Origin of the sequence: Halalkalibacter hemicellulosilyticusJCM 9152 (assembly GCF_000513115.1) — a bacterium.
Classification (GTDB): Bacteria; Bacillota; Bacilli; order Bacillales; family Bacillaceae_D; genus Halalkalibacter; species Halalkalibacter hemicellulosilyticus.
In genome coordinates this window covers 1-25,627 of sequence record NZ_BAUU01000042.1, presented here as the reverse complement: position 1 = coordinate 25,627, position 25,627 = coordinate 1, and the positions used below count along the sequence as shown (strand labels likewise).

At 32.8% G+C, this 25,627-nt stretch carries 12 protein-coding genes; all 12 read right to left on the bottom strand.

Going from position 1 to position 25,627, the window contains the following annotated elements; translation table 11 throughout:
- Nucleotides 1–297 precede the first annotated feature (297 nt).
- Complete coding sequence (locus tag JCM9152_RS18980; protein WP_035346996.1) at nt 298–1,581, bottom strand: MFS transporter; 1,284 nt, start codon at nt 1,579–1,581, stop codon at nt 298–300.
- Between the two features lie 326 nt (nt 1,582–1,907).
- Nucleotides 1,908–3,017 carry a MupA/Atu3671 family FMN-dependent luciferase-like monooxygenase gene (locus JCM9152_RS18975; RefSeq protein ID WP_081728135.1) on the bottom strand — a complete coding sequence of 370 codons (1,110 nt, stop codon included), beginning with the start codon at nt 3,015–3,017 and terminating at the stop codon, nt 1,908–1,910.
- Between the two features lie 112 nt (nt 3,018–3,129).
- Nucleotides 3,130–3,648: a sterol desaturase family protein gene (locus JCM9152_RS18970; RefSeq protein WP_035346995.1), complete on the bottom strand. Its 519-nt coding sequence runs from the start codon at nt 3,646–3,648 to the stop codon at nt 3,130–3,132.
- Between the two features lie 40 nt (nt 3,649–3,688).
- Entirely contained in the window at nt 3,689–7,108 is a 3,420-nt protein-coding gene (locus JCM9152_RS23810) for a non-ribosomal peptide synthetase (protein ID WP_268870763.1), read from the bottom strand.
- Nucleotides 7,109–7,148: 40 nt separating this feature from the next.
- On the bottom strand, nt 7,149–7,700 hold the full coding sequence (locus JCM9152_RS23805; RefSeq protein ID WP_268870761.1) for a condensation domain-containing protein: 552 nt from the start codon (nt 7,698–7,700) through the stop codon (nt 7,149–7,151).
- A 51-nt stretch (nt 7,701–7,751) separates the two neighbouring features.
- Nucleotides 7,752–8,261 carry a GNAT family N-acetyltransferase gene (locus tag JCM9152_RS18960; RefSeq protein WP_035346994.1) on the bottom strand — a complete coding sequence of 170 codons (510 nt, stop codon included), beginning with the start codon at nt 8,259–8,261 and terminating at the stop codon, nt 7,752–7,754.
- Nucleotides 8,262–8,277: 16 nt separating this feature from the next.
- Complete coding sequence (locus tag JCM9152_RS18955; RefSeq protein ID WP_035346993.1) at nt 8,278–11,367, bottom strand: type I polyketide synthase; 3,090 nt, start codon at nt 11,365–11,367, stop codon at nt 8,278–8,280.
- Nucleotides 11,368–11,388: 21 nt separating this feature from the next.
- Nucleotides 11,389–12,054, bottom strand: coding sequence for a phosphopantetheine-binding protein (locus JCM9152_RS21605; RefSeq protein ID WP_052016182.1), 666 nt, complete (start codon nt 12,052–12,054; stop codon nt 11,389–11,391).
- Nucleotides 12,047–17,902: a non-ribosomal peptide synthetase gene (locus JCM9152_RS18950; RefSeq protein WP_052016180.1), complete on the bottom strand. Its 5,856-nt coding sequence runs from the start codon at nt 17,900–17,902 to the stop codon at nt 12,047–12,049. Before JCM9152_RS18950 ends, JCM9152_RS21605 begins: the two co-directional genes overlap by 8 nt.
- A gap of 36 nt (nt 17,903–17,938) precedes the next feature.
- Nucleotides 17,939–20,557 (bottom strand): non-ribosomal peptide synthetase, encoded by a 2,619-nt coding sequence (locus tag JCM9152_RS18945; protein ID WP_052016178.1) that lies wholly within the window; start codon nt 20,555–20,557, stop codon nt 17,939–17,941.
- A 38-nt stretch (nt 20,558–20,595) separates the two neighbouring features.
- Nucleotides 20,596–24,480: a non-ribosomal peptide synthetase gene (locus tag JCM9152_RS18940; RefSeq protein ID WP_268870762.1), complete on the bottom strand. Its 3,885-nt coding sequence runs from the start codon at nt 24,478–24,480 to the stop codon at nt 20,596–20,598.
- 97 nt (nt 24,481–24,577) lie between these two features.
- The gene (locus tag JCM9152_RS18935) at nt 24,578–25,285 is read right to left on the bottom strand and encodes an MBL fold metallo-hydrolase (protein WP_439644218.1); all 708 of its coding nucleotides are present in this window, start codon (nt 25,283–25,285) and stop codon (nt 24,578–24,580) included.
- Nucleotides 25,286–25,627 lie beyond the last annotated feature (342 nt).

The window sequence follows — 25,627 nt, the reverse complement described above, 5'->3', positions numbered from 1 at the left end:
TTAGTAAATACAAACATTTTTTTGTACCATAACCGGCACCTTTTTTTAGAATATTTTCCATAGTCATTTCTACGTTTAAAAGGTTAAGAGTGAAAGCAAAAAGAGAGATGGAATTTTATCTCTCTTTTTTTACATTAACCTGCTTTGTTAGCAGAACAAGGCAAGCGATGCCTTATTAAAGCATCGTGATGATATCAAGCAGCCTAATTCCCAGTCAGAAACTATTGCAGTCTAGTACCTGGTCCATTGCGAACCTCAATCCCACTTTATCCTTGTCAGGCATATAATCTATTACTTCTATGAGATTTCATTTATGATTTTCCCGTCAGTAACTTTTCTAACAGGAGAAAATAACACCCATAAAAATGGGAGCATTCCTCCACATGCAGCTACAATTATTGTCGGATATAAACCGATCCATGTCCCTAATAATCCACCTGTGAAAGCACCAAGAGGTATACTCCCCCATACAAGAGTTCTCATAGTGGCATTCATACGACCTAAAACTCTTTTTTCAGTAATCATTTGACGCAGGCTAACTTGTGCAACATTATAGATAGTCATGAAAAAAGTCATGAAAAACAATGCAAAACACATCATCATAAATGCAACAAATTCATTTCCAATAGCACCCAAAAAACACAACCCACCTATTCCTTGAAACAATGAAGAATAGACAATAGCTTTACCAAATCCAAACTTATTAATAACAGTATTACTTATAAAAGCACTGATAACTGCTCCAAGAGAGCTTAAAGTCATTAATAATCCAATAAGTGCCGGGCTAAGACCAATATCTTTAGTTGCATAGAGTACAAGAATAGCTAATACTACATTTAAAAAAAAATTTGTAGTTGCTGAACAACCAGCTATTGCAGAAAGGTACCTGTTTTTAAATACAATTTTTAAGCCTTCACCTATATCTCTCCACACACTAGTGTTTTCTTTCTTATTTTTTACCTGTTTAGGCTCATCTACTTTCAACAAGAGAAGCATTATACCAGAAATTATCGAAGAAACAGCATTTACCAGTATAGCAAAGGCACCTGATAATAATTGAACTAACATTCCCGCTAATCCTGGTCCTGAAGATTCAGATACCGATCTACTTAACTCTAATTTAGAATTCCCATCAGTCAATTCATCTTTCTCTAAAATGTAAGGAACAAAAGATTGATAGCAAATAGCATAAAACGTTGTACAAATGCCTGTTAGAAAAGCTACAATCCATAAAGATAGCATATTGAGTGAACCTATCACAAAAAGGAAAGGTATCACTAACAATATAGCGGCTCTACTTATATCCATAAAAACCATTAGTAAACGTTTAGGTAAGTAATCCACCCAGACACCAGCAAAAAGACCAAATAATAGAAAAGGAAGAAACTCTACAGTACGTAAAATCCCCATTTCAAGTGGATTAGCATTTAAAGTAACGGATGCAATTAAAGGCAATGCCATTAAAGTAATTTGTGAGCCAAAGGAGGACAACGTTTGGCCGCTCCAGAATATCATAAAATTTCTATTTTTCCAGAGACTTCGTTTATTATTAACTGTTGTTGTTTTCGGTTTATTTTCCATTTGCAAAGTACTAATAAAATCACCCTCTAAATTAATAATTAAGTGCAATTCCTGTTAGATGATGCTGAGACAAAAGTATTTTAATAAATGAGAAACCGAAAAAATACACAATGAACACATGAATCTCTCCTGAAGTATACTCCGCTTTCCGCAGAAAGCTGGTGAGCCTCCTCGTGCTACTCATGGGCACTGAAAAAGTCGATTTGTACTTTTTTCAGTGCCCTCATTTTCATCCTGCAGGAGTATACGTATATTTCATTCACTACTCTTAATGTTCGAATTATCAGTTCAACACTTTTGTTATGTCCCAGCCTCATCTAATACATTTAAACTTCGGATGTGCTTTTTTGGGGCATAAACAACTCATTTAGCTCTTTTAGGCCTTCTAATCCTTCCAATATTTCACTATTACTTAAACCATAATCAAGTAGACATGCAATTTCATTTACTCCAAATTGATGTAGTCTTTCAACCATTCCTGCACATTTTTGTTTAGACCCCATCAGAGAACTCATTTGAAAATATTTTTCAAATGCAAATTTAATAATATCTTCTCGACTACTATGCAACATACCACCTATTTCCTCATCACGGTTAGGGTTTAAGGTGTCATATTGTTCTAGAAAAGTATCCAAGTAATTATATAAAGGTTTTCGAACTAACTCTTTAACTTTATTGTCATCCTTTCCAACGTAAGTATGCAACATTACAGCTACCTTACCAGTAACAGGATTAAAACCACTTTCTTCCCTCTTTCGACGGTAAAGTTTTATCCTGTCCTTCAACCCATCTGCAGGATGATTGGACAATGAGCACAGTATATTAAATCCCATCTCTCCTGCTTTCTCCCAAGTAGCTGGATTACCTGAAGCTGTAAGAAAAATTGGTAATTCCTTTTGTATTGGCCGCGGTAACATGGTAATATCAATTGCTTCACCAGTGATATCTCTATACGTCACCTTATTCCCTCTCCATAATTGACGTATTTGCTCTAAATGATTTAACATAATTTCTTTCCTATTTTCATAGTTTTCTGGATTTAATACAAAATCAGCAGGATGCCAACCAGTTGCAACAGATATGGCAACACGACCATTTGAAAGATTATCAACCACCGACCACTCTTCAGCTACACGCAAAGGGTTATGTAAAGGCAAAACAACACTTCCCGCTCGAAGTTCAATATTTTTAGTAACTGTAGCCAAAGCAGCAGCTAGCACTGAAGGATTTGGATATAATCCGCCAATTTCTTGAAAATGTCGTTCAGGTGTCCAAACAGCTTTTAAACCATTTCTGTCTGCAAATTTAGCACTCTCTATTAATAATTTGTATTTATCTTTATTATTTGAAGCACCCTCACCTGAAAAGAAAATTAACGAGAAATCCATTCCCTTTTCTTGAAGACTTTTGGAAATATTTAATTTATCATTAGTCATATATTCATCTTTTAAATTTTCTTTCTCTTTTAAGCGTTTCTCTAATATTGCACGTTGTTCAGGCTCAATGCCGCTATTCTTTCATCTAAACTTTTCATCTAATCCCCCCACTTTAAACAGTTTTCTTCTTTTGCAATTTTCTTTGTCTTCTTCTTTCCATCATTTTTTTATCGTTTGTTCGAAATAAATAATCCCACAATGTAATATAGAATGAATAATTACATTGATAATATTTATGGTGCTTCATATGAAATACTCCAATAGGAATCAAATTCGTTATTTTTGACTTAATATTTGGGTTATGATCTAAAACATTACGTGATAAAAATATTTCATAGAAATAATGAAATATTAGTAATATCACCCCATATAAAGGGTCGAAGAATATCAATACAATGATAGGGATTGTAAAAGTAATCCAAACATCTAGTGTCTCCTTCCATCCACCAAACCAAAAAAAGAAATCATGCCATGGTGGCCACATAGATTCTTCATAGTGATATCTATGATGAGCTAAATGAATTTTATTTAATACATTCTTCTTATGGGGGATATGAGCAATTACATGTATCGTATAGGACCATAAAGTCCATAATAAAAAATATAGAACAAGTTTAGAAATAAATATCATAGTAACTCTCCTTTAAACTAATATTGGTAATATAAAATATTTATTTTCTTGCCGTATACTCTTCATTTACAATCGCTCCAATTAGAGGCGAATGGACAATTGTAAAATGATTAGCGTTTAAATTTTTTAAGGATAAGTTTTTCACTAACCTTTGCCAAATACCTTCATTTTCAGGAGAATCATCTGCTCGAAAGAGAAGCGTATTTGGAATATCTAATTTATCATTTTGAGAAGGATTATAGTTATGGAACGCATTTGCTGTTCTTTTATATACGACAAACAATCTGGTAATATCTTCGATTGATGTACCTTGAGGAACTATTCCAACATTAATTAGCTCTTGATATAAATCTAAATCCCTTAAGTTAATTAAATTCTTTATTAAGGAGTCATCAATTTTCCTATCAGAAAGTTCAGACAATTGTTTAATGAAATTATATACAATAGAATCGTTGTTTCTATTTACTTTTTTTGATAAATAACTATCAATTATTATTAACTGACTAACTTCATACCCAGATTCTTTTAACCTCTTGGCGATTTCATAAGCAATAAATCCGCCCATCGACCAACCTCCTATACGATAAGGTCCAGCAGGTTGTATTTCAAAGATTTCTTTGATGTAATGCTCTACCATTGAATCAATACTATCTAGTTCAAAGCCTTCATTAACAAAACCATAATCTTGAAAAGCATAAAAAGGTTGTTCTATACCAAGATTATGTGCTAATGAAAAATAACAACTTACAGTCCCGCCTACTGGATGTACGAAGAAAATCGGAGTGTTGTTCCCTTTACTTTGTATTCTTACGATGCTCTTTTCAAAACGTTTTACTTGATGGCTCTTAAGACTGTTTATCTTTACACGATCAATCTCTTTAGCCCAATCTTCTAATATTGGATATTCAAATAATGATTTAAGTGGAACATTGATACCAAAAATATTATTGGCCCGATATATTATTTGGGTTGCTAATAAAGAGTTCCCCCCGATTTCAAAAAAGTTATCTGAGATACCTATACTAGTACTTTCCAAAATACTTTCCCAAATACCCGCAGCTAATTTTTCAGTTGTCGTTCTTGGAAGAATGTAACTATTCACTCTTAATTCATCTAGTTTAGGCTTCGGTAATCTTTCTTCATCAACTTTCCCATTAATTGTTAATGGTACATTCTCAATTTTAATGAAATGTAACGGGATCATATAATTAGGTAATTTTTTCTTTAAAGCAGCACTTAATGAATCAACTTCAAAATCATCATTATTTACTACTATATAACCTAGTAACTGTGTACTTCCATTCTTCTGTTGAAATGCTATAACTATTGCTTCAGATATGCTTTCAATCTGTTTTATCGCCGCTTCTATCTCACCAACTTCTATTCGATAACCCCTAATTTTAATTTGACTATCTAAACGACCGATAAACTCAATATTTCCATCTGGCAAAAACCTTGCTTTATCGCCCGTCTTATATAATTTACTCCCACCACTGGTAATCACCGGATTCTTTATGAAGGACGCTTTAGTTAAATCTGGATTTCCATAATATCCTTCTGCTAATCCCTTGCCCCCAACATATAATTCTCCGTGAACTCCTATAGGTACAGGCTTTTGATTATGATCTAATATATAGACCTCAACATTAGCCAACGGTCTACCTATTGGAATTTCATTTAGTGGTTCCCAGTCAAAATCTGGCTCAAACATAGTAGCTGTGATGGTCGTTTCAGTGAGTCCAAAGTCATTAATCCATCTCACTTTACCATTCGATATTTTTTTCCAATCCAAATATGTTTCACTTGAAACCTTTTCTCCCCCCACTATGATTAATTTTAAGTTCGCAGGTAGAAGAGATGGATTAGCTTTTAACTCCATTACAAGATTAGTCCAATATGCAGTGGTCATATTTAGCACTGAAATTTTTTCATCATTTACCCAATGTAAAAAATCTCTCCCTCCTGAAATGTACTTATCTTTCCATAAAACTAAAGTAGCTCCTGATAGAAGAGTTGGAAATATCTCTTGGATGGCTACATCAAAGCTTATTGATGTAAACTGAAGAACTTTCTGTTGAGGATCTAATTTAAAGATATGAATAATATTTAAACAGTGATTAACAACACTTTTATGTGATACCATGACGCCCTTCGGCTTACCAGTAGAGCCTGAAGTATAAATAATATACAATAAATCAGTACTTATTGTATTTAACTTACTAGATTCCAAAACAATTTCATTCCATATATTACATATATTAACATTGAAATAGTCATGATTTTCTTGATTTTTAAATTCTGTACCATCAAACGTTACTAGAACTGTAACTTTTGAACTTTTAACCATATAAGACTTTCGTTCCTGAGGGTAGGAAGGATCAATCGGTACATATGCATTACCTGACTTGAGAATCCCTAAAATTACTACAAACATTTCCAATGATCGTTCCATGCATACCCCTACAAAGCCATGTGAACCTATGCCATTATTAAGCAAAAAATTTGCAAATTTATTAGACAATTCATCTAACTCATTATAAGTATATTGTCCGTCTGTTGATCGAACAGCAACCGCATTTGGAGTTTTAATAGCTTGTTGAGAAAACAGCTCATGTACACTTTCACCTGGAAGGTTTATAAGATTATTTCTACCACTCAAGTTCTCTAATATTTCAATTTCTTCTTCATTGGATAATAAAGAAATATCATCTAATTTAATTTCGGGATTAACAGCGCACACCTTTAATAAATTCACGAAACTATCCAGTAAACGCACGATTGTGTCGTCATTATATAAATCCGTATTGTAATCCATCGTACATATTAATTCATCATTTTGTTCAGTTATAGTAAAACTCAACTCTAAAGTACTTGCTTTTTTCTGTAGAGTAATAGGTTCCATTGTCAGCCCTTGAAAGGGTTGTTTTACTTCATCATTTGCTACTAAGTAAGTTAGCATAGTTTGAAAGAACGGATTGTGACTCATATCACGATCTGTTTGTAATTCCTCAATTAATTTTTCATAAGGTATTTCCTTATTTGCAAATGCTCCAAAGGCCACTTTACGTGTTCTCTTTAACAATTCTCCGAAAGATGGATTACCTTCCAAATTACTCCTTAGAACAATATTATTTGCTAGAAGCCCAATAATTTCTTCTAAATCCGAATTACTTCTAGTTGACACAGAGGTTCCAACACACAAATCGTCTTGCCCAGAGTACTTTTTTAACAATGTCAAATATGCTGATAACATCGTTATAAACATCGTCACTCCACTCTTACGACTCAAACTCTTCAATTGAAGGGTAAGGTTTGACGGAATTACTATACGCATCCGCTTGCCACTTTGGGTCAAAGCAACACCTCGCGGTTTGTCCAGTGGCATTCGAAGAATTGGAAGCTCTCCCTCTAGCTTTGTTTTCCAATAATTCAATTGTTTCTGATAAACTCCACTTTTTATATTTTCTTGTTGTTTACGAACATAGTCTGTATATTGAATTTTAAGCGGGTAGATTATATTCTTCCCCTTTTAATTTTAAATTGTAATTATAACCAAGCTCCTTTATTAGCGTTTCTAAAGATTGAAAATCTGCTATAATATGATGTATTTTAAATAATAATAATCGTTCATTAGAATTTAACTCATAGATGGTCAAATTAATAAGAGGACCATTTTCTAAAGAGAATGGCTTTTCTATTTCTTTTTCTAATAGTTCAAGAGCCTGTAGTTCAATGGCTTGATCTTCAATTTCGACTATATTTGGTTTAATTATATTAATGGGAATCCAAAGGTCTTCCATTACTACCTGTTCAGGTTCATTACCATTCGAACGAAATACAGTCCTAAGAGTATCATGTCGTTCAACTATAAGATTTAAACTACTCTCCAAGATTGTATAATCCAAGTCACCAAATATTTTGTAAGCCAAGTTAATATTAAATTGGGTACTATTTCTTTCCATCTGACTCAAAAACCATACTCTATATTGCTCCACAGTAAGAGGACTATTGCCCTTCTCAGAATCAGAAAGCAATGTAGCACTTCGCTCCATACATTTCACCCTTCCGTTATCTCAATCTTATTTTGTACTTCTAGTCATTTATTAGAGCTCTTTATAATAAAATACAGTTGCATCTAATTCTCCAGTTGAAGATTTTGCATATTTTGGAATTTCTCCAACTTTGTAATATCCAATAGATTTATATAACTTGTTTGAGGGATCACCTAACCTAGTATCAAGAACTAATAGTTTTATACGATGCGATTTAGCTTTTTCATGTAAAACATTCATTAATTTTTTACCAATACCTTTTCTGCGATGATTTGAATTGACCATCAGCTTAGCAACTTCTGCTCTATGAAGACCATTTTCCTTATCGGTAAAATGTAATTGTACAGCTCCACATACTTCTTCATTTATTTTAGCTACCCATAAGATAATACCTTGCTTTAAAACACCTTTCCAATAAGCTTCAGCTTCACCCTCACTTATAGGAGGTAAAAAACCAATTGATGCTCCCTCATTAACAACATCAATGAGTAAGTGAGTCAGATCATTCAAAATCTTATTATCTATATGATTAACTTCTTTAATTTCAACTAATTCTTGCAAAATTCATTCCTCCCTATCATCTAGCTGTATCTTCAAGTTCCTTTAAAATTGCCTCAATATCTTCAATCGAGTTCTCGTCTATATTTTCTTCAGTGCCTGTTCGATTTCTTAATACATTTTCCACTTGTTTGGTTAGACCTAATATTGTAGGCTCATCAAACATATCCTCTATCTGTAGTTCGACATCAAACTCTTCTTGAATGCGATTAAATAATTGAATCGCCAATAATGAGTGTCCGCCAATTTCAAAGAAATCATCGTTAATACCGATAGACTCAATGCCGAATAATTCTGACCAAATTAACCCTACGCGCTCTTCTGTGCTCTTTGTTTCAGGATTTGTCGTTATGTCAACTTCTTTCTCAATAGTTTCATTATGTTCTATTTCTTTATCAAATTTTATATTCAAAGCGATACAACTTGATGATTCATGTACATCATTTGTATTGGACACTACTTTTGTAATCCAAAACCTCTCTTTTTGGAAAGGGTATGTTGGAAGTGGCAGCCTTCTAACCTGACTAAGGTCATGTAATTCGTCCCAGTTTATAGCTCCTCCCTCTACCCAAAAGCGTCCGATTGCAGTTAATAATACATTAATATCGTTCTGAGAATTTTTTGGGTGCCTTATTAAATGGATTGGATTAGACTTAGAATTAAATTTAGCTTTTTGTTGGTTTATAAAACCAGTAAGTGTTTGTCCAGGACCGACTTCAAAGATTATTACATCGTCTTCCAATAATGTATCTATACCTTGCTTAAAACGGACAGTATTTCTTAAATGTTTCGACCAATATGATGGGCTCATAGCCTCCTCATCTTTAATCCATGTTCCCGTATAATTAGAGATATACGGTATTTTCGGTTTATTCAATTGAATATTCGATACTTCATGAGTGAATGTATCTAAAATAGGGTCCATCATTGCTGAATGAAAAGCATGAGACGTTACTAACAATCTCGATTGAACCTTTATGTCATTCATCTTCTTTTGGAATATTGCTATCTCTTCCTCTGTTCCAGCTACTACACACAAATTATCTGTGTTTTCAGCTGCAATTGTAAGCTGTCCAAATAAATGCACTTTAGCTTTTTCAGCAGAGAGAGCTACTGATAACATTTTACCCGAAGGCATTTCTTGCATTAATCTACCTCTTATAGCTACCAAACTTAACGCATCTTCTAAGGAAAATACACCCGCTAAACATGCCGCAGTATACTCTCCAATACTATGCCCCATCATGATTTGAGGTCTTATCCCAAAGGAATCCAACATTTTTGAGAGCGAATATTCTAAGGCAAATATAGCCGGCTGTGCAATCTCAGTCTGCATAAGCTCCTCAGAATCTAGAGCTTCTTGGTTTGGAAAATATAATAGTTTTCGAATATCAACATTGATGATTGGTAATAGTTGCTCACAACAATAATCAAAAGTCTTACGGAATACAGGCTGATTGTCATAGAGGCCTTTTGCCATTTCGACATATTGTGAACCTTGTCCAGAAAAAACATAGGCCACTTTTCTTTTATTACTGCTGACTCCCCTATATACTCTATTATTATTCTTAAACAATTCAATAACGTCTTCACCTGTTTTAGCAACAACAGTGGCACGATGAGAAAATTCACGTCGCCCCACTTGAAGAGTGTAAGCTACATGATTTAAATCCACTACGTTAGCCTTTAAATATTCCCTTAACTGCTGAATGGAGTCATCTAAAGCTTCCTCGCTTTTTGCTGAAAGGACAATTAGCTGTTCCTTCTCTGTTTTTTGGTTAAAGTTTTCTTTCATAGGGTTGTACTCCTCTAATACAATATGTGCGTTAGTTCCTCCCATACCAAAGTTACTAACAGCTGCACGTCGAGGGAAATCCTTATTTCCATACCAGTCTTTAAGAGTTGTATTCACATAAAAAGGACTATTCTCAAAATCGATATTAGGATTACTTTCTTCGAAATTTACAGTAGGCGGTATTTTTTTATGATATAGAGATAAAGCTGTTTTAATTAATCCAGCTACACCTGATGCTACTCCCAAGTGACCTATATTTGACTTTACTGAACCAATGGCACAATAGCCTTTTTCATCTGTTTGCTCACGATACACTTTTGATATTGCAGTAATTTCTATAGGGTCGCCAAGTGGTGTGCCTGTTCCATGAGCCTCAACCATGCCGACAGTATGTGGATCAACATCCGCCAACCCCATTGCATCTGCAATAACTTCTGCTTGCCCATTAACACTAGGGGCAGTAAATCCTACTTTGTCGGCACCGTCATTATTTATCGCACTACCCTTTATGACAGCAAAAATCTTATCTCTATCCTTTCTAGCATCTTCTAACCTTTTTAATACTACAACTCCCATACCATTCCCAAAAATTGTCCCTTTGGCATTTGCGTCAAATGGGCGACAATGTCCGTCAGGGGATAAGATTCCACCTTCCTGATACATGTAACCTTCTTTTTGCGGAGTAACGATAGAAACTCCTCCTGCAAGTGCCATATCAGATTCACCACTTAATAGGCTTTGAATGGCGTTATGAACGGCAACTAAAGATGTGGAACATGAAGTTTGAACATTTACACTCGGTCCCTTAAGATTTAATTTATATGACACCCTTGTTGCTAAATAATCCTTTTCATTTCCATGACGAATGCTTAGTTCCCCGACTGAGTTATAGAGAGCCCTGTTATTATACAAGTTAAATAAATACGTACTAGAAAATACCCCTGCGTATACACCAATACGCCCTCGATAATTCTCTGTATTATGTCCTGCTAACTCTAACGCTTCCCAACAACATTCTAAAAAAAGCCTTTGTTGTGGATCCATAATTTCTGCTTCTCTAGGTGTAAAACCAAAAAAGGAAGCATCAAACATTTCAATATCATCTATACAAGCTCCAGCTTTAACATAATTTGTATTGTTGAGCTGTGAAGGATCAATTCCTTCTTTTAATAGTTCTTCATCACTAAAAAAACTAATACTTTCCTTACCATTCATTAAATTATCCCAAAACCTCTCCACATTTGAAGCTCCTGGAAACTTACCATTCATACTAATAATTGCTATCTCTGAGCCATTTTCATAAGTACTCGTCACAGATTAATACCCCTTTCATAGTTATCTTTGTTTATTTAAATTCTCTCTTCGTTTACGTCGGTCTTGTAGAGCTCGCCTCCGATCTTTCCCCTTAGCTCTTAAACTCTCAAAAGGAGTATTATCTAATCCAGCGTTGTTAATTCTTGCAGATAAAGTAGCAATCGTAGGGTATTGAAATAAATCCATTAATTCAATCTTCTTTTCAAATACTAGCTCTAATTTTGTCTTAACTTGCAAGATTAATAATGAATGACCTCCCACATCGAAGAAGTTGTCATTTATACTGATATTATCCTGTTTTAAAATATCCACCCAAACCTCTTTGATTTTTCTTTCTGTTATATTAGTTGGAGGAACATTCACATCTGAAATCCTAACTTCATCAGAAGTTGGCTCAGGTAACCTGTTACGATCCACCTTACCGTTTGAATTTAAGGGTATCGATTTAATTTTCATAAATATCTCTGGCACCATGTATAAAGGCATTTTTTGCTGAGTATATGTTCGTAATTCTTTAATATCTAATTGGTTACTCTTAGGTACAATGTACGCAATTATTTTTTTTTCGTAGTTATCTGTTGAAACAGCAGTTATTACAGCTTCTTGTATATGAGGGTGATTACTTATAATAGACTTTATTTCTCCAAGTTCAACACGAATACCACGAATTTTTATTTGATCATCCACTCCCTTTTATTTCTAATATTCCATCATTACTATACAATCCCAAATCTCCTGTTTTATAAATGATATCGTCCGGGTTTCCAGTAAAAGGATTTACCATAAATTGATTATTTTTCTCATTGTCTAAATAGCCTAATGTTATAAACGGGGTTCGAATATATATTTCTCCTAATTCACCAATACCACACTGCTTAAGCTGATTATTTAGAATCAATATTTGTGTTTCAGGCAGTGGCTTTCCTATTGGTAATACAGGCATTAGACCTGTTTTATCAGGAATCTCATAATAGCATTTGGCCATTGTTGTCTCTGTAGGACCATAAAGGTTTACAATTTTTGTTTTATCTCCATAGTCCTTCCTCCAGGACTGAACTAAATCACTTGACAAAGGCTCACCTGCGAAGAAAACATAGCGTAGCTTATTAAGCTCGATACCCTGAATACCTAACCACGTATTAACTAGACTAGGCACAGAGTGAAAATACGTTATCTCTTCATTTTCCATCCAAGCTAATACATTACTAGCAGATAAATCCTCCTCCATATCAGGGAGGCAGACTGTTGCCCCACTAACTAAGGGAAGTAAAATATCTCTTAATACAACATCAAAAGATAGACTAGTTAACTGAGCTTCTCGATCACCGAAACCGATATCAAATTTTCTCTTTTGCCATTGAAGAAAATGTGCTAGTCCACTATGTTTGCCAATAACCCCTTTAGGTCTTCCTGTTGTTCCAGATGTAAAGAATAAATAAGCAGGGTCTTTCGGTTCCGGTTTTTTCATTTCAGAAAAACTTGGATTAATTGCCTGATTAGAATAATTTATAAATCTACCATCTATAGAATGAATTTTTAACACTCTTGCCCAATTCATACATGTTAAAATAGAATCCTCATGTCCATGATCCTCACTAACAAAAATAAGTTTATTAACCTTAGATAAGTGAATAACGTCTTTTCTTCTGTCTAATGATATGTTCTTATCAATAGTAAATATCGTTCCTCCCGCAATTAATACGCCTAACATGCTGGCAATAATACCGACACTTCTTTTTCCATATATCGCTATTACTTCACCTTTTTCCAATCCCTCTTTCTGAAGAACAGTCGCAATCTTATAAGCTTTATCCGCTAATTCATAATATGTTGTTTGAATTCCGCGATGCCTTACTGCCACAGTGTTAGGGTTATTTAATGTAATGGTATTAAATAACTCTGGAACAGTTGGATAAGAAGCTTCTTCAATCTTTTCTATTGGGTTTGGCAAATAATGCTTACTGTTATTTGTAACTAATGAATACTCACTTATAGAAAGGGAACTGTCCTTTAATATTTGCTCTAATAATGTTGTATATTGATTTGAGAGCTCTTCTATCATTTTCGAAGTATACAGTGATTTTTGGTAAACAAACTCAAAGTCAATCTCATTATTCATCTCATGTATATATAATGTAAGCCCAAACTTGGATTCTTGTTCCTTTATATCCATTGGAGACAAGTGAAGGTTATCCCATTGAAAATCGCTGTTTGGCGTATTAACGAGATTAATCATTACGTCAAAAATAGGATTTCGATTTATATTACGATCAGGCTGAATAATTTCTACAATTTTTTCAAAGGGCATTTCTTGATGTGCATAAGCGTCCAAACATATTTTACGCACTTGCTTTAAGAAAGAATCAAAAGAGTAATCTTCAGAAACATTTATGCGCAACGCTAATGTGTTAATAAAACAACCAATTAATGGTTCAGTTTCATAATGATTTCTCCCTGCAATTGGAGCCCCAATGATTATGTCATTTTGTTTGCTTAATCTACTCAATAAAACACTAAATACTGCAAAATACATCATAAATTCAGTGATATTTTTATTACGACTAAACTCTTTTATTTTTCTAACTGTATTAGTATTTATTCGATTTGTTATTTTCTCTCCATCATATGTTTGCTCATTTTTATTTCTTGAAACTTCTGTAGGGAGCTCTAATATCGGGAGTTCGCCACTTAATTGTTCTATCCAATAATTTTTGAGCTGCACATAATTTTGGGGGCTATTAACCTCATTAGTTTTCTGCCACAATGAATAATCTGCGTATTGGATTTCCAATTTCGGCAATCTCGAATTAATTCCTTTAAGCGAAGAAGTGTAAATATCCCCTAATTCTTTCATCAATACACTTATTGACCATCCATCAAAGATTATATGATGCATTGATAATACTAAGATAAACTTTTTCTCACTTAACCTTAGCAAACTCATATTTATAAGCGGTCCATTTTCTAAATCAAAAGGTCTATTTGTTTGACTTGTAATGACCTTCTCTATTTCAGACTGTTTTGTGTGTTCTTGCAGTCGGCTAATATCCTTTAAATTTATAGGTAAATATAATTTAGGTGAAATGACTTGCACTGGTCCGTTAGAATCTTTGAATGTAGTTCTAAGAATTTCGTGTCTCTCCACAATCTGATTGAAGGATCTTTCCAATACATCCTTATCTACTGCTCCATCTATTATGTAACAGGCATTCAAATTATAGGCTACATTCTCTGGATTAAGTTGATTCAAGAACCATATTCTTTTCTGTGAAAATGATAATGGAATTTCTTTTTTATAAAGGGTTGGTTTAATAACTCCTCCGTGCTTAACTTCATTTTGTAAAAGAATAGAAAGTTTAGCGAGTTGAGCAATTGTTGGATTTTCAAACAAATCACGAATGGTCATATTTATACCTATCTTTGAGTTCAACCTAGAAACTAATTGTGTTGCTAATAATGAATGACCACCAATTTCAAAAAAGTTATCATTTACTCCCACTCGACTTAAACTCAGTAGATCTTCCCAAATCGTGACAAATTCTTTTTCTAGTTCTGTTCGAGGTTCTGTGTAAGACAGAGTATTTGAGCTAGCCCAGTCTGGACTAGGTAAAGCCTTTCTCTCTATCTTTCCATTAGTTGATAAAGGGATTTCATCAATACGAATAAAAATTGACGGGATCATGTAATCAGGTAATATTTCTAAAAGTTCATTTCTCAGTTCAATTGAGCATGCTTCTTCATTTTTTCTTAAGTCTTCTTTAGGAACATAATAAGCCACTAATCTCTTATCTCCAGATTGAGTTTCACTTACCATGACTACGGCATCTGAGACTCGGGAATTACTTCTTAGAGCTACCTCTATCTCTCTTATTTCTATACGAAACCCTCTAATTTTCACTTGATGGTCTGAACGCCCTAAATATTGTATTGTTCCATCTGGCAAATATCTTACAATATCACCTGTTCTATACAAAGTTGACGAATTCTCATCTCCATAAGGGTTTTCAACAAACTTCTCCTTTGTAACCTCTTTATTCCCAATATAACCTCCACTAACTTGTACACCTGCAATACATAACTCGCCCGCAATACCTAATGGGACTAGCCCCAATCCACTATTAAGAACATACGTCTTATTATTAGGGACTGGACGACCAATAGGCATTGGTTTATCTACATATTCATGTAAATCTGATAATCGCTTAAATACGGTTATATCTGTACATTCGGTTGGACCATAAGTGTTTACAATCACTGCATTAAAATTACTAGATACTGACCACTCCACTAACCGATTGGCTAATATCGGTTCTCCTCCTAGAAATACATGACGTAAAGTAGACAATTTCGAAAAATTTAATTTTTCAGTTTCTTCTAATACAGGATAAAATGCACTTGGTGTCAAACTTATTAAGGTAATTTTTTGTTTATCAATGATATTAGATATTTCAGTAGCATCATAAAATTCAGACTTTAATAAGACCAACTTCCCACCAGTCATTAAAGGCGCATAAATACTTTTTTGCGTCATATCAAAACTAGGTGATGTAGTTAGCAGCATCTTATCCAGTTCAGACATGTGAAATTCACCGATGTACCATTGCATAAGGTTTTCAAAACCCTTTTTATAAACATTGACACCCTTTGGTTTACCTGTAGAACCTGAAGTGAATATTACATACATCCGACACATATGATCTATTTCTAGTTCTAAGTTTTCTTTCGATTCATTCGCAATTTTCTTTGACATATAATTCAAATTTACAATTTCCAAGGCTCCTCTTAATTTGGAATTATGCATACGATCATTATCTGTAATTAAAACCTTAATATCCGAGTGTTCTACAATATAATTTTGCCTTTCTTGAGGCAAGACAGGATCAATTGGAACATAAGCCCCCCCTGCTTTCTGAATAGCAAGCAATGTTATGATTAACTGTGGCGAAGTTCCTAAACAAATTCCAACTAATGAATCATTAGTTACACCTAGAGATTGTAAATAATGAGCTAATTGATTAGCTTTACTGTTTAAAATATTATATGAGTAAGTTTCATTTCCGTAGATGATAGCAGTGTCTTCAGGCCTATATGCTGCCCAATTTTCAATAGCTTTATGGACACTTATATAGTGATAATCATCATTTGTTTGATTAAATTCTACTAACTGTTTCTGAATTTCATCTTTATTAAGCATTGGTAATTGAGAAATGCTTTTATCTGGGCAAACAGTAATACCTTCTAATATATTTATAAAATGACTTACCATATTTTTGATCGTGTCTTCATTAAAAAGATCTGTTCTATACTCAATTGACCCTTCAAAGCATTCCTCTGATTCTGACATTTCTAAAAGTATGTCATATTTTGCAGAAAACCGTTCTATTTCAATCTCACTAGTCTTTAGTTCCTCTAATTCGTAATCAGTACTAGGTACTCGTAGTGAAAACATATTTTGAAAGATAGGAGACACGTTAACGTCTCGCTCTGGTTGTACGACCTCTACTATTTTTTCAAATGGGACATCTTGGTTAGCCAATGCTTCGATAATATTCTTTTTTACATCTTGTAAGAATTGTAGAAATGAAATATTATCTTCAACTTGAGTTCTAATAGCAAGATTATTAATAAAAAAACCAATTAAATCTTGAACTTCTTCCCATTGACGTCCAGAAACCGGAACCCCGACTATCAAATCCTTCTGATTAGAATAACGATACAACCATACATTATATGCAGCAAATAATGTCATGAAATTAGTTGTACCTTCTTTTATACTTAATCGCTTTATTGCAGAACTTATATGACTATTTACCTTAAATTTGTATATGCTACCCTTATTTGATATGTCCTTAATAAATGAGTCTTTAAACAACTGAAGTATTGGCAGTTCGCCAGAAAGTTTCTGTTTCCAATAATTGATTTGTGAAATATATTCTTCACTATCTAACCAATCTTTTTGAAAGTATGTAAAATCTACATATTGTATGGGTAACTCTTCAATTTCATTTCTTCTTCCATTTAAGTAGGCATTATAAAATAAAGATAATTCTTTTCTTAATACCTCTAACGAAAGTCCATCAGAAATGATATGATGCACATTAATAATTAGTAGGAATTCTTCAACAGTTATCTTAATTAGCTTAACTCTAAATAGCGGACCTCTGCTTAGGTCGAAGGAGAATTCTGCTTCTTCTTTTGCTATTTCTAATGCACTTTCCCAGGCTACATCATGATTTAAAGTTGTCATATCTTCACTATTAATAGCCCAATCAATTTTATTATGAACTTGTTGCATTAATTGCTCTTCACTATACATAAAAGTAGTGCGAAGAGTATCATGCCTATGTATGACACATTCGAATGCCTGATTAAGTGCATCAAGATTTATATTACCCTGAATCCTTAAAGCAGTAGGCATATTATAAACAAATTTGTCATTAAGGAGCTGATCAGTTAACCAAATCCTTTTTTGGGCATAAGATGCTTCAAATAAGTATGTCTCGTCTAATTTTTTTTCTTCTGATAAATTATTCATTAATCTACTCCTTTCTTAGACTAAATAATAATATAATTAGTTCATTCGATATTCAGTTCGTGAAATTTTAGGGATTTTTTGTTTGGGTTTAACATGAGTTAAATCTTTACTTTTTCTTATACTATCAGCTAATTTTGCTATACTGCGTTGTTCATACAATATTTGCATGGAAAGGTTTAAATCTAGAATTGTTCGTAAACGATGAATAACCATTGTTGCTAATAAAGAATGTCCACCAATATTAAAGAAATCTTCATTTATTCCTATTTGCTCTACTTCGAGAACATCACACCAAACTTGAGTAATGATCTGTTCAATTTCATCTCTAGGGGCAACATAATCAGTTTTTGAATAGTTCACTATAGTTGGTAATGGTAATGCATCTCGGTTGATTTTACCGTTTTGATTTAGAGGGAAAGAATCTAATATTATACAAGCTGATGGAACCATATATTCTGGAAGTTTCCCTTGTAAATAATTGATTAAATCCTTTGGTTCCAAGCTATCATTAGATCTCAAAACAACATAAGTAACAATACTTTTATCTCTACTTTTACTTTCACGAGTAATAGAAAGCGCCTCTTGAACAGAATAATGTTCCAATAAAGTTCGTTCAATTTCTCCTAGTTCTATTCGATAGCCACGAATTTTCACTTGATTATCCTTGCGCCCTAAATATTCGATTTGACCATCTTCCCGTAAAATCACTAAATCGCCAGTTCTATACATTTTCATTTCTGGCTGCCATGGGCAATGAACAAAGTGCTGTTTGTTTAATTCTTCACGATTTAGATAACCTCTAGTAACTCCTCTTCCAGCTATACATAATTCTCCTTTAACTCCGATTGGCTGATGGTTCAAATGCTCATCTACAACGTAAACTTGAACATTTGGTAAAGGAGTTCCAATAGGTATACTTGAATAAATACGATCACCAGTAACCGTATAATTCGTTGCGTAAACTGTACATTCTGTTGGCCCATACAAGTTTTCTAAGCACACCTCTTTAAGGATTCCCCTTAATCTTTGAGCTACTTTTTTTGGGAACTCCTCTCCAGCTACCATTAGATATTTTAATGACTTAAATCCCTTGTTGTTATTTTCCTCAAGTTGTTGTGTGAACGTATTTAATAAGGCTGGCACAAAATTTACGTGTGTTATATTCGAGTCGTCCAAAACTTTTACAAGTCTATCAGGATCCTTCTCTAAATCTGGCTCTAATATAACTAAGTGTCCTCTCCCTAAAATCCACCCAAAAAGTTCACTAATAGAAACATCAAATGTATATGGAGTTTTAAATAGATAACAATCGCTATCTTCAATTGGATACTTTTCCTGCAATACATTAAGAATATGAATCAAATTTCGATGCTCTACCATTACACCTTTAGGTTTTCCTGTCGATCCAGAAGTATATATAATATACGCTAAGTCATTCTTAGTATTTATGTTACTCAAGCTACTTTCGTCTGTAGAATAGTTAGACTTGTCATCTAATAGTAATGTATTGTATTTATCATTACTGAGCCTATCTTTATACTTTGATTGTAGGAGCACCAAATTCGCTTGGCTATCCTCAAGAAAATAATTAACCCTTGTTTTAGGATAGTTAGGATTAATAGGTATATAAGCTCCTCCTGCCTTAAGAACAGAAAAAATTCCTATAATCATTTCAATAGAACGCTCTGCTATAATAGCTACCTTATGATCTCGGTTAATACCTTTTTCTCGTAAAGTTCTAGCTAGACTATTTACCTTTTTTAGTAGCTCTCTATAAGTTAAAGTTTGATCACCGTAGACTATTGCTTTTTTATCGGGGTTTTTAGCAACCATTTCTTCAAAAATACTCATAATATTATCTTGTTTTAAACTCAACTCATTACTATTGTAATGCTCAATCCATTCAATATCTTGTAAAGTTAATATATCTATCTCATGTAATTTAATATTTAGATTATTCATCACCTGATCTAAAATCTTGTTATAATGGCTTAATATTCTAGTAACAGTAGTCTCTTTATATAAGTTTGAATTGTAGTTCACCTTCAAATTAATACCATCACTATCCAAGTTGAAAGAAAAAGAAAAGTTATTATTTCCTATATTAGAATTTACATGGATATTATCAAGTTGTATTAACACACCATGATGAATACTCCCTTTAACCGCATTTATCAGATTGAGTTCTTCATAAAGAACGTCTAATGGGAACATTTGATGTTCTAATGCATCCAATACTGTTTGTCTGACCTGTACTAATAACTCTTTAAATGTCATTTGATGGTTTATTTTATTACGCAATAAAAATTCATCATTAACGGCGTTTTCTTGATGTTCTTTAAGTATTGGTAGCCTTACTATAATGTCTTTTGAACCTGTATACTTATATATAAGTACTAAAACAGTTGAAACAAGTAAAATATTCAAAGTATGATAATTGTCTTTACTTATGTTCTTTAATTCACTTGATCTATCATTGGGTAATGTATAATTATAGGAGAGGTTTGTTAGTTCTCCTTTTTCCATAATAAAATCAGTCGGGAAAGAAGCAACTTCATTTATATCTTTTAATTCCCCTTTCCAATATTCACCTTCTCTTACCTGTAGATTAGCCAAAACTTTTCGGTTACTTTTTACATGATTTATTCTATTCAACGTTCTCACTCCTCAGCGATAGACCTATATGAAATAAATTAGAAAGGTAAATTAATTTGTGGCACCTGCTTCTTCTTTATTTCCTTAGGATTAAGAATATTAATCTCACCTATTAAAATATTAGGATCCACAGTTACAATTTCTAGAATTACAGTAAAGTAGCTTTCAAATTGTTTCATAGTTTCGAGAGTAAATATATCTTTTAAATACTCCCAATCAACTAATAAATGATCCTCCTCGACATAAATTTGCATATTCAAATCAAACATTGCATATTGATTATGCTCAGTAGAAATATTCACATTACCATCCATAAATTTCATATTATGTAGTCTAAAACTTTGCAGTGCAATCATTGTGTTAAAGAGTGGATTTTCATTATACTTACGTTCATTGACAACATGTTGAACTAAACTCTCAAATGGATAATCTTGATTATCAAAAGCACTTACCATTCTCTCTTTAACTTGATTTAAAAAATCACTAAACTTTAAATTCTGTTGTGGATAATTGCGTAAACATAATGTATTTACAAACATTCCTACGGTCTTTTCTAGTCCTGGATAATTCCTGCCGGACACTGGAGTACCAACTGTAATATCTTCTTGATTTGTAATTTTCATTAAGAAGATGTTATATATAGTCAGTAGGACCTGAAAAAGCGTTGCATCTTCTTGATTTGCTAAATCACGTACTAATGATGTTTGCTTAGTACCAATGCTAAAATTGTATGTAGCGCTGGATAAATCATCATTATTTTTTTTACGATCTGTAGGCAAATTTAGTGTTTGGACATCTTCCTTAAAAGTCTCTAACCAGTACCCAGATTGACTTTCTATAATCTTATGTGAACGATCATTATTCAACCATTCGGAATAATCTTTATATTGTAATTGGACCGATGGAAGTTCCTTGCCCTCATATAATTCTTCTAATTCCTGCAAGAGTATTTTTACTGATATCCCATCTACAATAATATGGTGAAATTCCAGTATGATTTTTTGGATATTATTTTGATTAACTAAACCAACCCTTATCAAAGGTGCCACTGATAAATCAAATGGTCTAGAAGTCGGGATACCGTTTAAACCTTCTCCTTCATAAGTTTCTATTTCTAATTCAACTTCTTTGTTTATTTTTTGGACAATCTTACCTTCTTGATATAAAAATGAAGTTCTTAATGATTCATGGCGATTAATTAATTCTTTCAAGGAGTTTTCTAATCGACTGACGTTAATTTCACTTTTTACATCAATAATCATTTTAACATTGTAGTTGGTTAAATTTGGATGCATTTCTTGTTGCATATACATTCTGCTTTGCTGAGGAGACATTGGATAATAATCTTTTTCATTAGTTAATGGAATGGGTATTAATGTATTTGTACTTTTTTCTTTTAATTTCTTAGCAAGACTTTCTATACTAGGGTTTATTAATATCTCCGATAATGGGAATTCAATTCCAAATTCCTTTTGTATTCGAGCATGCAAATTAGTAGCAGTTAAGGAATCTCCACCTAAGTCATAGAAATGTTCGTTTAAATTAATATTAGGGATTTCCAGAACTTGTTCCCATATAGTTAACAACTTTTCTTCTGTTTTCTTACTAAACTTTGGATAGCTTTCATTTTCCATAGGAACATAGTATTCTGGTTCAGGTAAGGCATTTAAATCTATTTTTCCATTTGCATTTAAAGGAAAATGATCTAATTTAATCATATATTTAGGGATCATATAACTTGGTAAAAAATTATTAATAAACTTCCTTAAATCTGCCTCATCTAGTCTTCTGTTATTAATAGTTTCATAGTAAGCACAAAGTTGTTTTTCTCTATTCTTTGGGTGTTCTTTGACAGTTATATAACCTTTAATAATTTCCTTGTGAGACAACAATACAGTCTCGATTTCATTTAGTTCTATTCGAAACCCTCGTATTTTAACTTGGTGGTCAATTCTTCCACAAAATTCAATATTCCCATCACTACGCCATTTAGCTAAGTCACCTGTCCTATATAACTTTTCGTTTTTATTGAATGGATTTTCTATAAACTTCTCATTTGTCAATTTGGGATTATTTAAATAGCCACGTGATATTCCATCTCCACCTAAATATAGTTCACCTATTACTCCAATTGGCTGAATTTGTTTATATTGATTTAAGATATAAGCACTAGTATTAGATATCGGCTTTCCGATAGGTATTTTATCTTCAAAAATCCTATCAACTTCATACGTAGTGGAAAAAGTAGTATTCTCAGTAGGCCCGTAACCATTTATAATTTTCATTTGAGGATAGTTAGTCTTAATCAAATTTATATGTTTTGTCGATAACTCGTCCCCACCCACAAGCAAATTATTTAATGGGGCAAATAGAGTATAGTCTTTATCTACTAATTGATTAAATAATGGAGATGTAAGCCACATAGTATCTGATCTTGTTTCTTTAAGTTTCTGTTTTAATAAATTGATATCCAATAAGGTTGGTTTATCAATTAAGTTTAAAGTACCACCATTTAGCAGTGCTCCCCAAACCTCAAAAGTAGTTGCATCGAACCCAAAAGCTCCCGTTTGTAGAATATTAACATCTGAATTCAAACGAATATAATTAGTATTTTTAACTAGTCTAATAACATTACGGTGGCTTATACATACACCTTTTGGTCTACCAGTAGTCCCAGATGTATACATAACATATGCTAAGTCACTAGAGCTGATATGATCCGTTTTTAAATTCTTTAAAGGCACCTGACTATTATTGATCCTATCTAGATCGATTAGTGTGCCTTTAAAGTAAAGTGTTTTGAATATTTGTTGCTTTGCCAATAAATACTGAGCACCACTATTCTCCGCTATAAACTCTATTCTGTTAACTGGATAGGCCATATCAATAGGAAGATAGACCCCTCCCGCCTTTAGTACACCTAACATACTTATTACCATATCTAGTGGACTATCTAACATTAATCCAACTATTTGATTAGTTTTAATTCCTTCATTCCTTAGGGCATAAGCAATTTCATTAGATCGTTCGTTTAATTGTTTGTAGGTATAACTTAAACCATTGAATGTGACAGCAACTTTATCAGGAGAATTCTGAACTTGATTTTCAAATATTTCATGAATGGTTTTATTCTTGGGGTAATTTGTATAATTATCATTAAATACTTTTAAAATTTGTTTCTTCTCGTATTTAGATAAAAAACATACATGTTTTAAGGGGACTTTTGGACTTCGAATCATTTCTTGTAGCAAATTTTTAAAATGTTGAGCAAACCTCTGTATAGTATCTTCTTTGAATAGATTTGTTTTATATTCTATCGAAACTCGAATGGTTTCACCTTCAGATGAATTTAGTTTCAAATCTATGTTATGAAGAGCATCAGTGTTATGTTCTATTTCTTCTCCTGAAAGGTCATCATTTGATTCAAACATAACATTATAAAGATTTGTATTATTGCCACTACATAAATTAAACTCTTTATTTTTAGACGTACTCTCCTCTTCTATAAGAGTGAATAGTCCATCCTTGATTTCACTTAATTGGTCTGTGAATGTACGATTTAAATTTATTTGAGTTTTAACTATAATCGGTTTAGCAAACATTTCAGTTTTATAAATAATGTTTTTATTCTTCACTAGCATTCCTAAAGTAATGTTGGTTTGAGCCGTATAATGGCATAATAATAATTTAAATGTTGTTAGCAAAATAATAAAGCTATCCGTATCGTTGCTCTTTGCAAATTGATACACCTTTCGGGTTAACATAGGGTCAACTTCTACAGTAACTTTTGCTTCACCAGACTTTATTAGTGACTTTCTATTAAAATCGGTAGGCAGGTTTATAAATTCATACTTTTTTTCATCATCACTTTCGTACTTGTTTTCTTGTTCAAGGTGCTTACACTTAGTACAACTTTTTTTTATCGCAATCTTCTGAATATTCCGCCATTAGTTCTAGGCCTCCTGTCCTTATCCAATTTATTAATCCATCAAGACAATTAAACGCTATTCATTACCTAAATCAATTATAAAACCTAAATTGGTCTAGCATGTTTAAATCACTACCTGAAAACACTTTTGTTCTTCTCATTCTAAAACGAACAAAATGTTCTTTCGATTCTATTAATATATATATATTAAACCTACTTAAATCTCTAAAACTAGTACCTGGATGTTCTCTATAAGAATGTCCAGGATATACCTTTACATGAGGTAGAATAATTTCCTTTAAGCGTTGGAAGCTTTCATACATTTCTTCAGGTGAGCCGCCAAATTTATCACATAACCCACAGCCCTCTATAAAAACTGTGTCACCAGTAAAAAGTGCATCTTCAAGTAAATAACACGTACTACCAGTAGTATGACCTGGTGTAACTATACATTTTATAGGGGTTTCACCTAAATTTAATACATCCAAATCCTCAAAGGAATATAAATTTTCTGACTTGAAATTGTAAAAATCACGTTCTACCCTCGACATATAAACTGACGAATTATACTCTTTTACTAGTGGATCCACAAGGTTTACATGGTCATAATGTGAATGAGTTAATAATATCATTGAGGGTTTGACTTGAAATTTAACAAAAAACTTTTTAATTAGGTTTAGGTCCCATCCAGGATCGACAATTGCTGCCTCTGATGTCATGTTGTCTATAATAATATACATATAATTCTGAAGTGATGGTGGACCAGCTTTTAATTGGAAAATCTTGTATGTCAAATTAATCATACTAGTATCCTCATAACAAGGCAGCCCCCTATAAATATTTAGTAGAACATTTTTTGGTAACTGTTATTAAAACATATTATTAATTTACAAATATGTCAATTTATTTTTTATTTTTATATGAAAAAAGTAAATAATTCCTATTATGATAAATTTTTGTTATAGTCATTCTAATATTATATAGGAGAAAATTCCATGTGACTGTCAAGTAATTTGACACAGTTATTGCTTGTTAAATTGAAACACATATTAATAATTTTTAAGAGTAGCTGTGTCAGAAATGTATCGTAATGCTTACGATCTTGTATGAGCTTACCTTTTTCAATTAAAATTTGGCACTTA

What these genes read in the sequence shown, in the direction of transcription:
- JCM9152_RS18980 (WP_035346996.1), bottom strand. Translation starts at nt 1,581, where the DNA reads ATGGAAAATAAACCGAAAACAACAACAGTTAATAATAAACGAAGTCTC.
- JCM9152_RS23805 (WP_268870761.1), bottom strand. Translation starts at nt 7,700, where the DNA reads ATGGAGCGAAGTGCTACATTGCTTTCTGATTCTGAGAAGGGCAATAGT.
- JCM9152_RS18950 (WP_052016180.1), bottom strand. Translation starts at nt 17,902, where the DNA reads ATGAATAATTTATCAGAAGAAAAAAAATTAGACGAGACATACTTATTT.
- JCM9152_RS18975 (WP_081728135.1), bottom strand. Translation starts at nt 3,017, where the DNA reads ATGACTAATGATAAATTAAATATTTCCAAAAGTCTTCAAGAAAAGGGA.
- JCM9152_RS18970 (WP_035346995.1), bottom strand. Translation starts at nt 3,648, where the DNA reads ATGATATTTATTTCTAAACTTGTTCTATATTTTTTATTATGGACTTTA.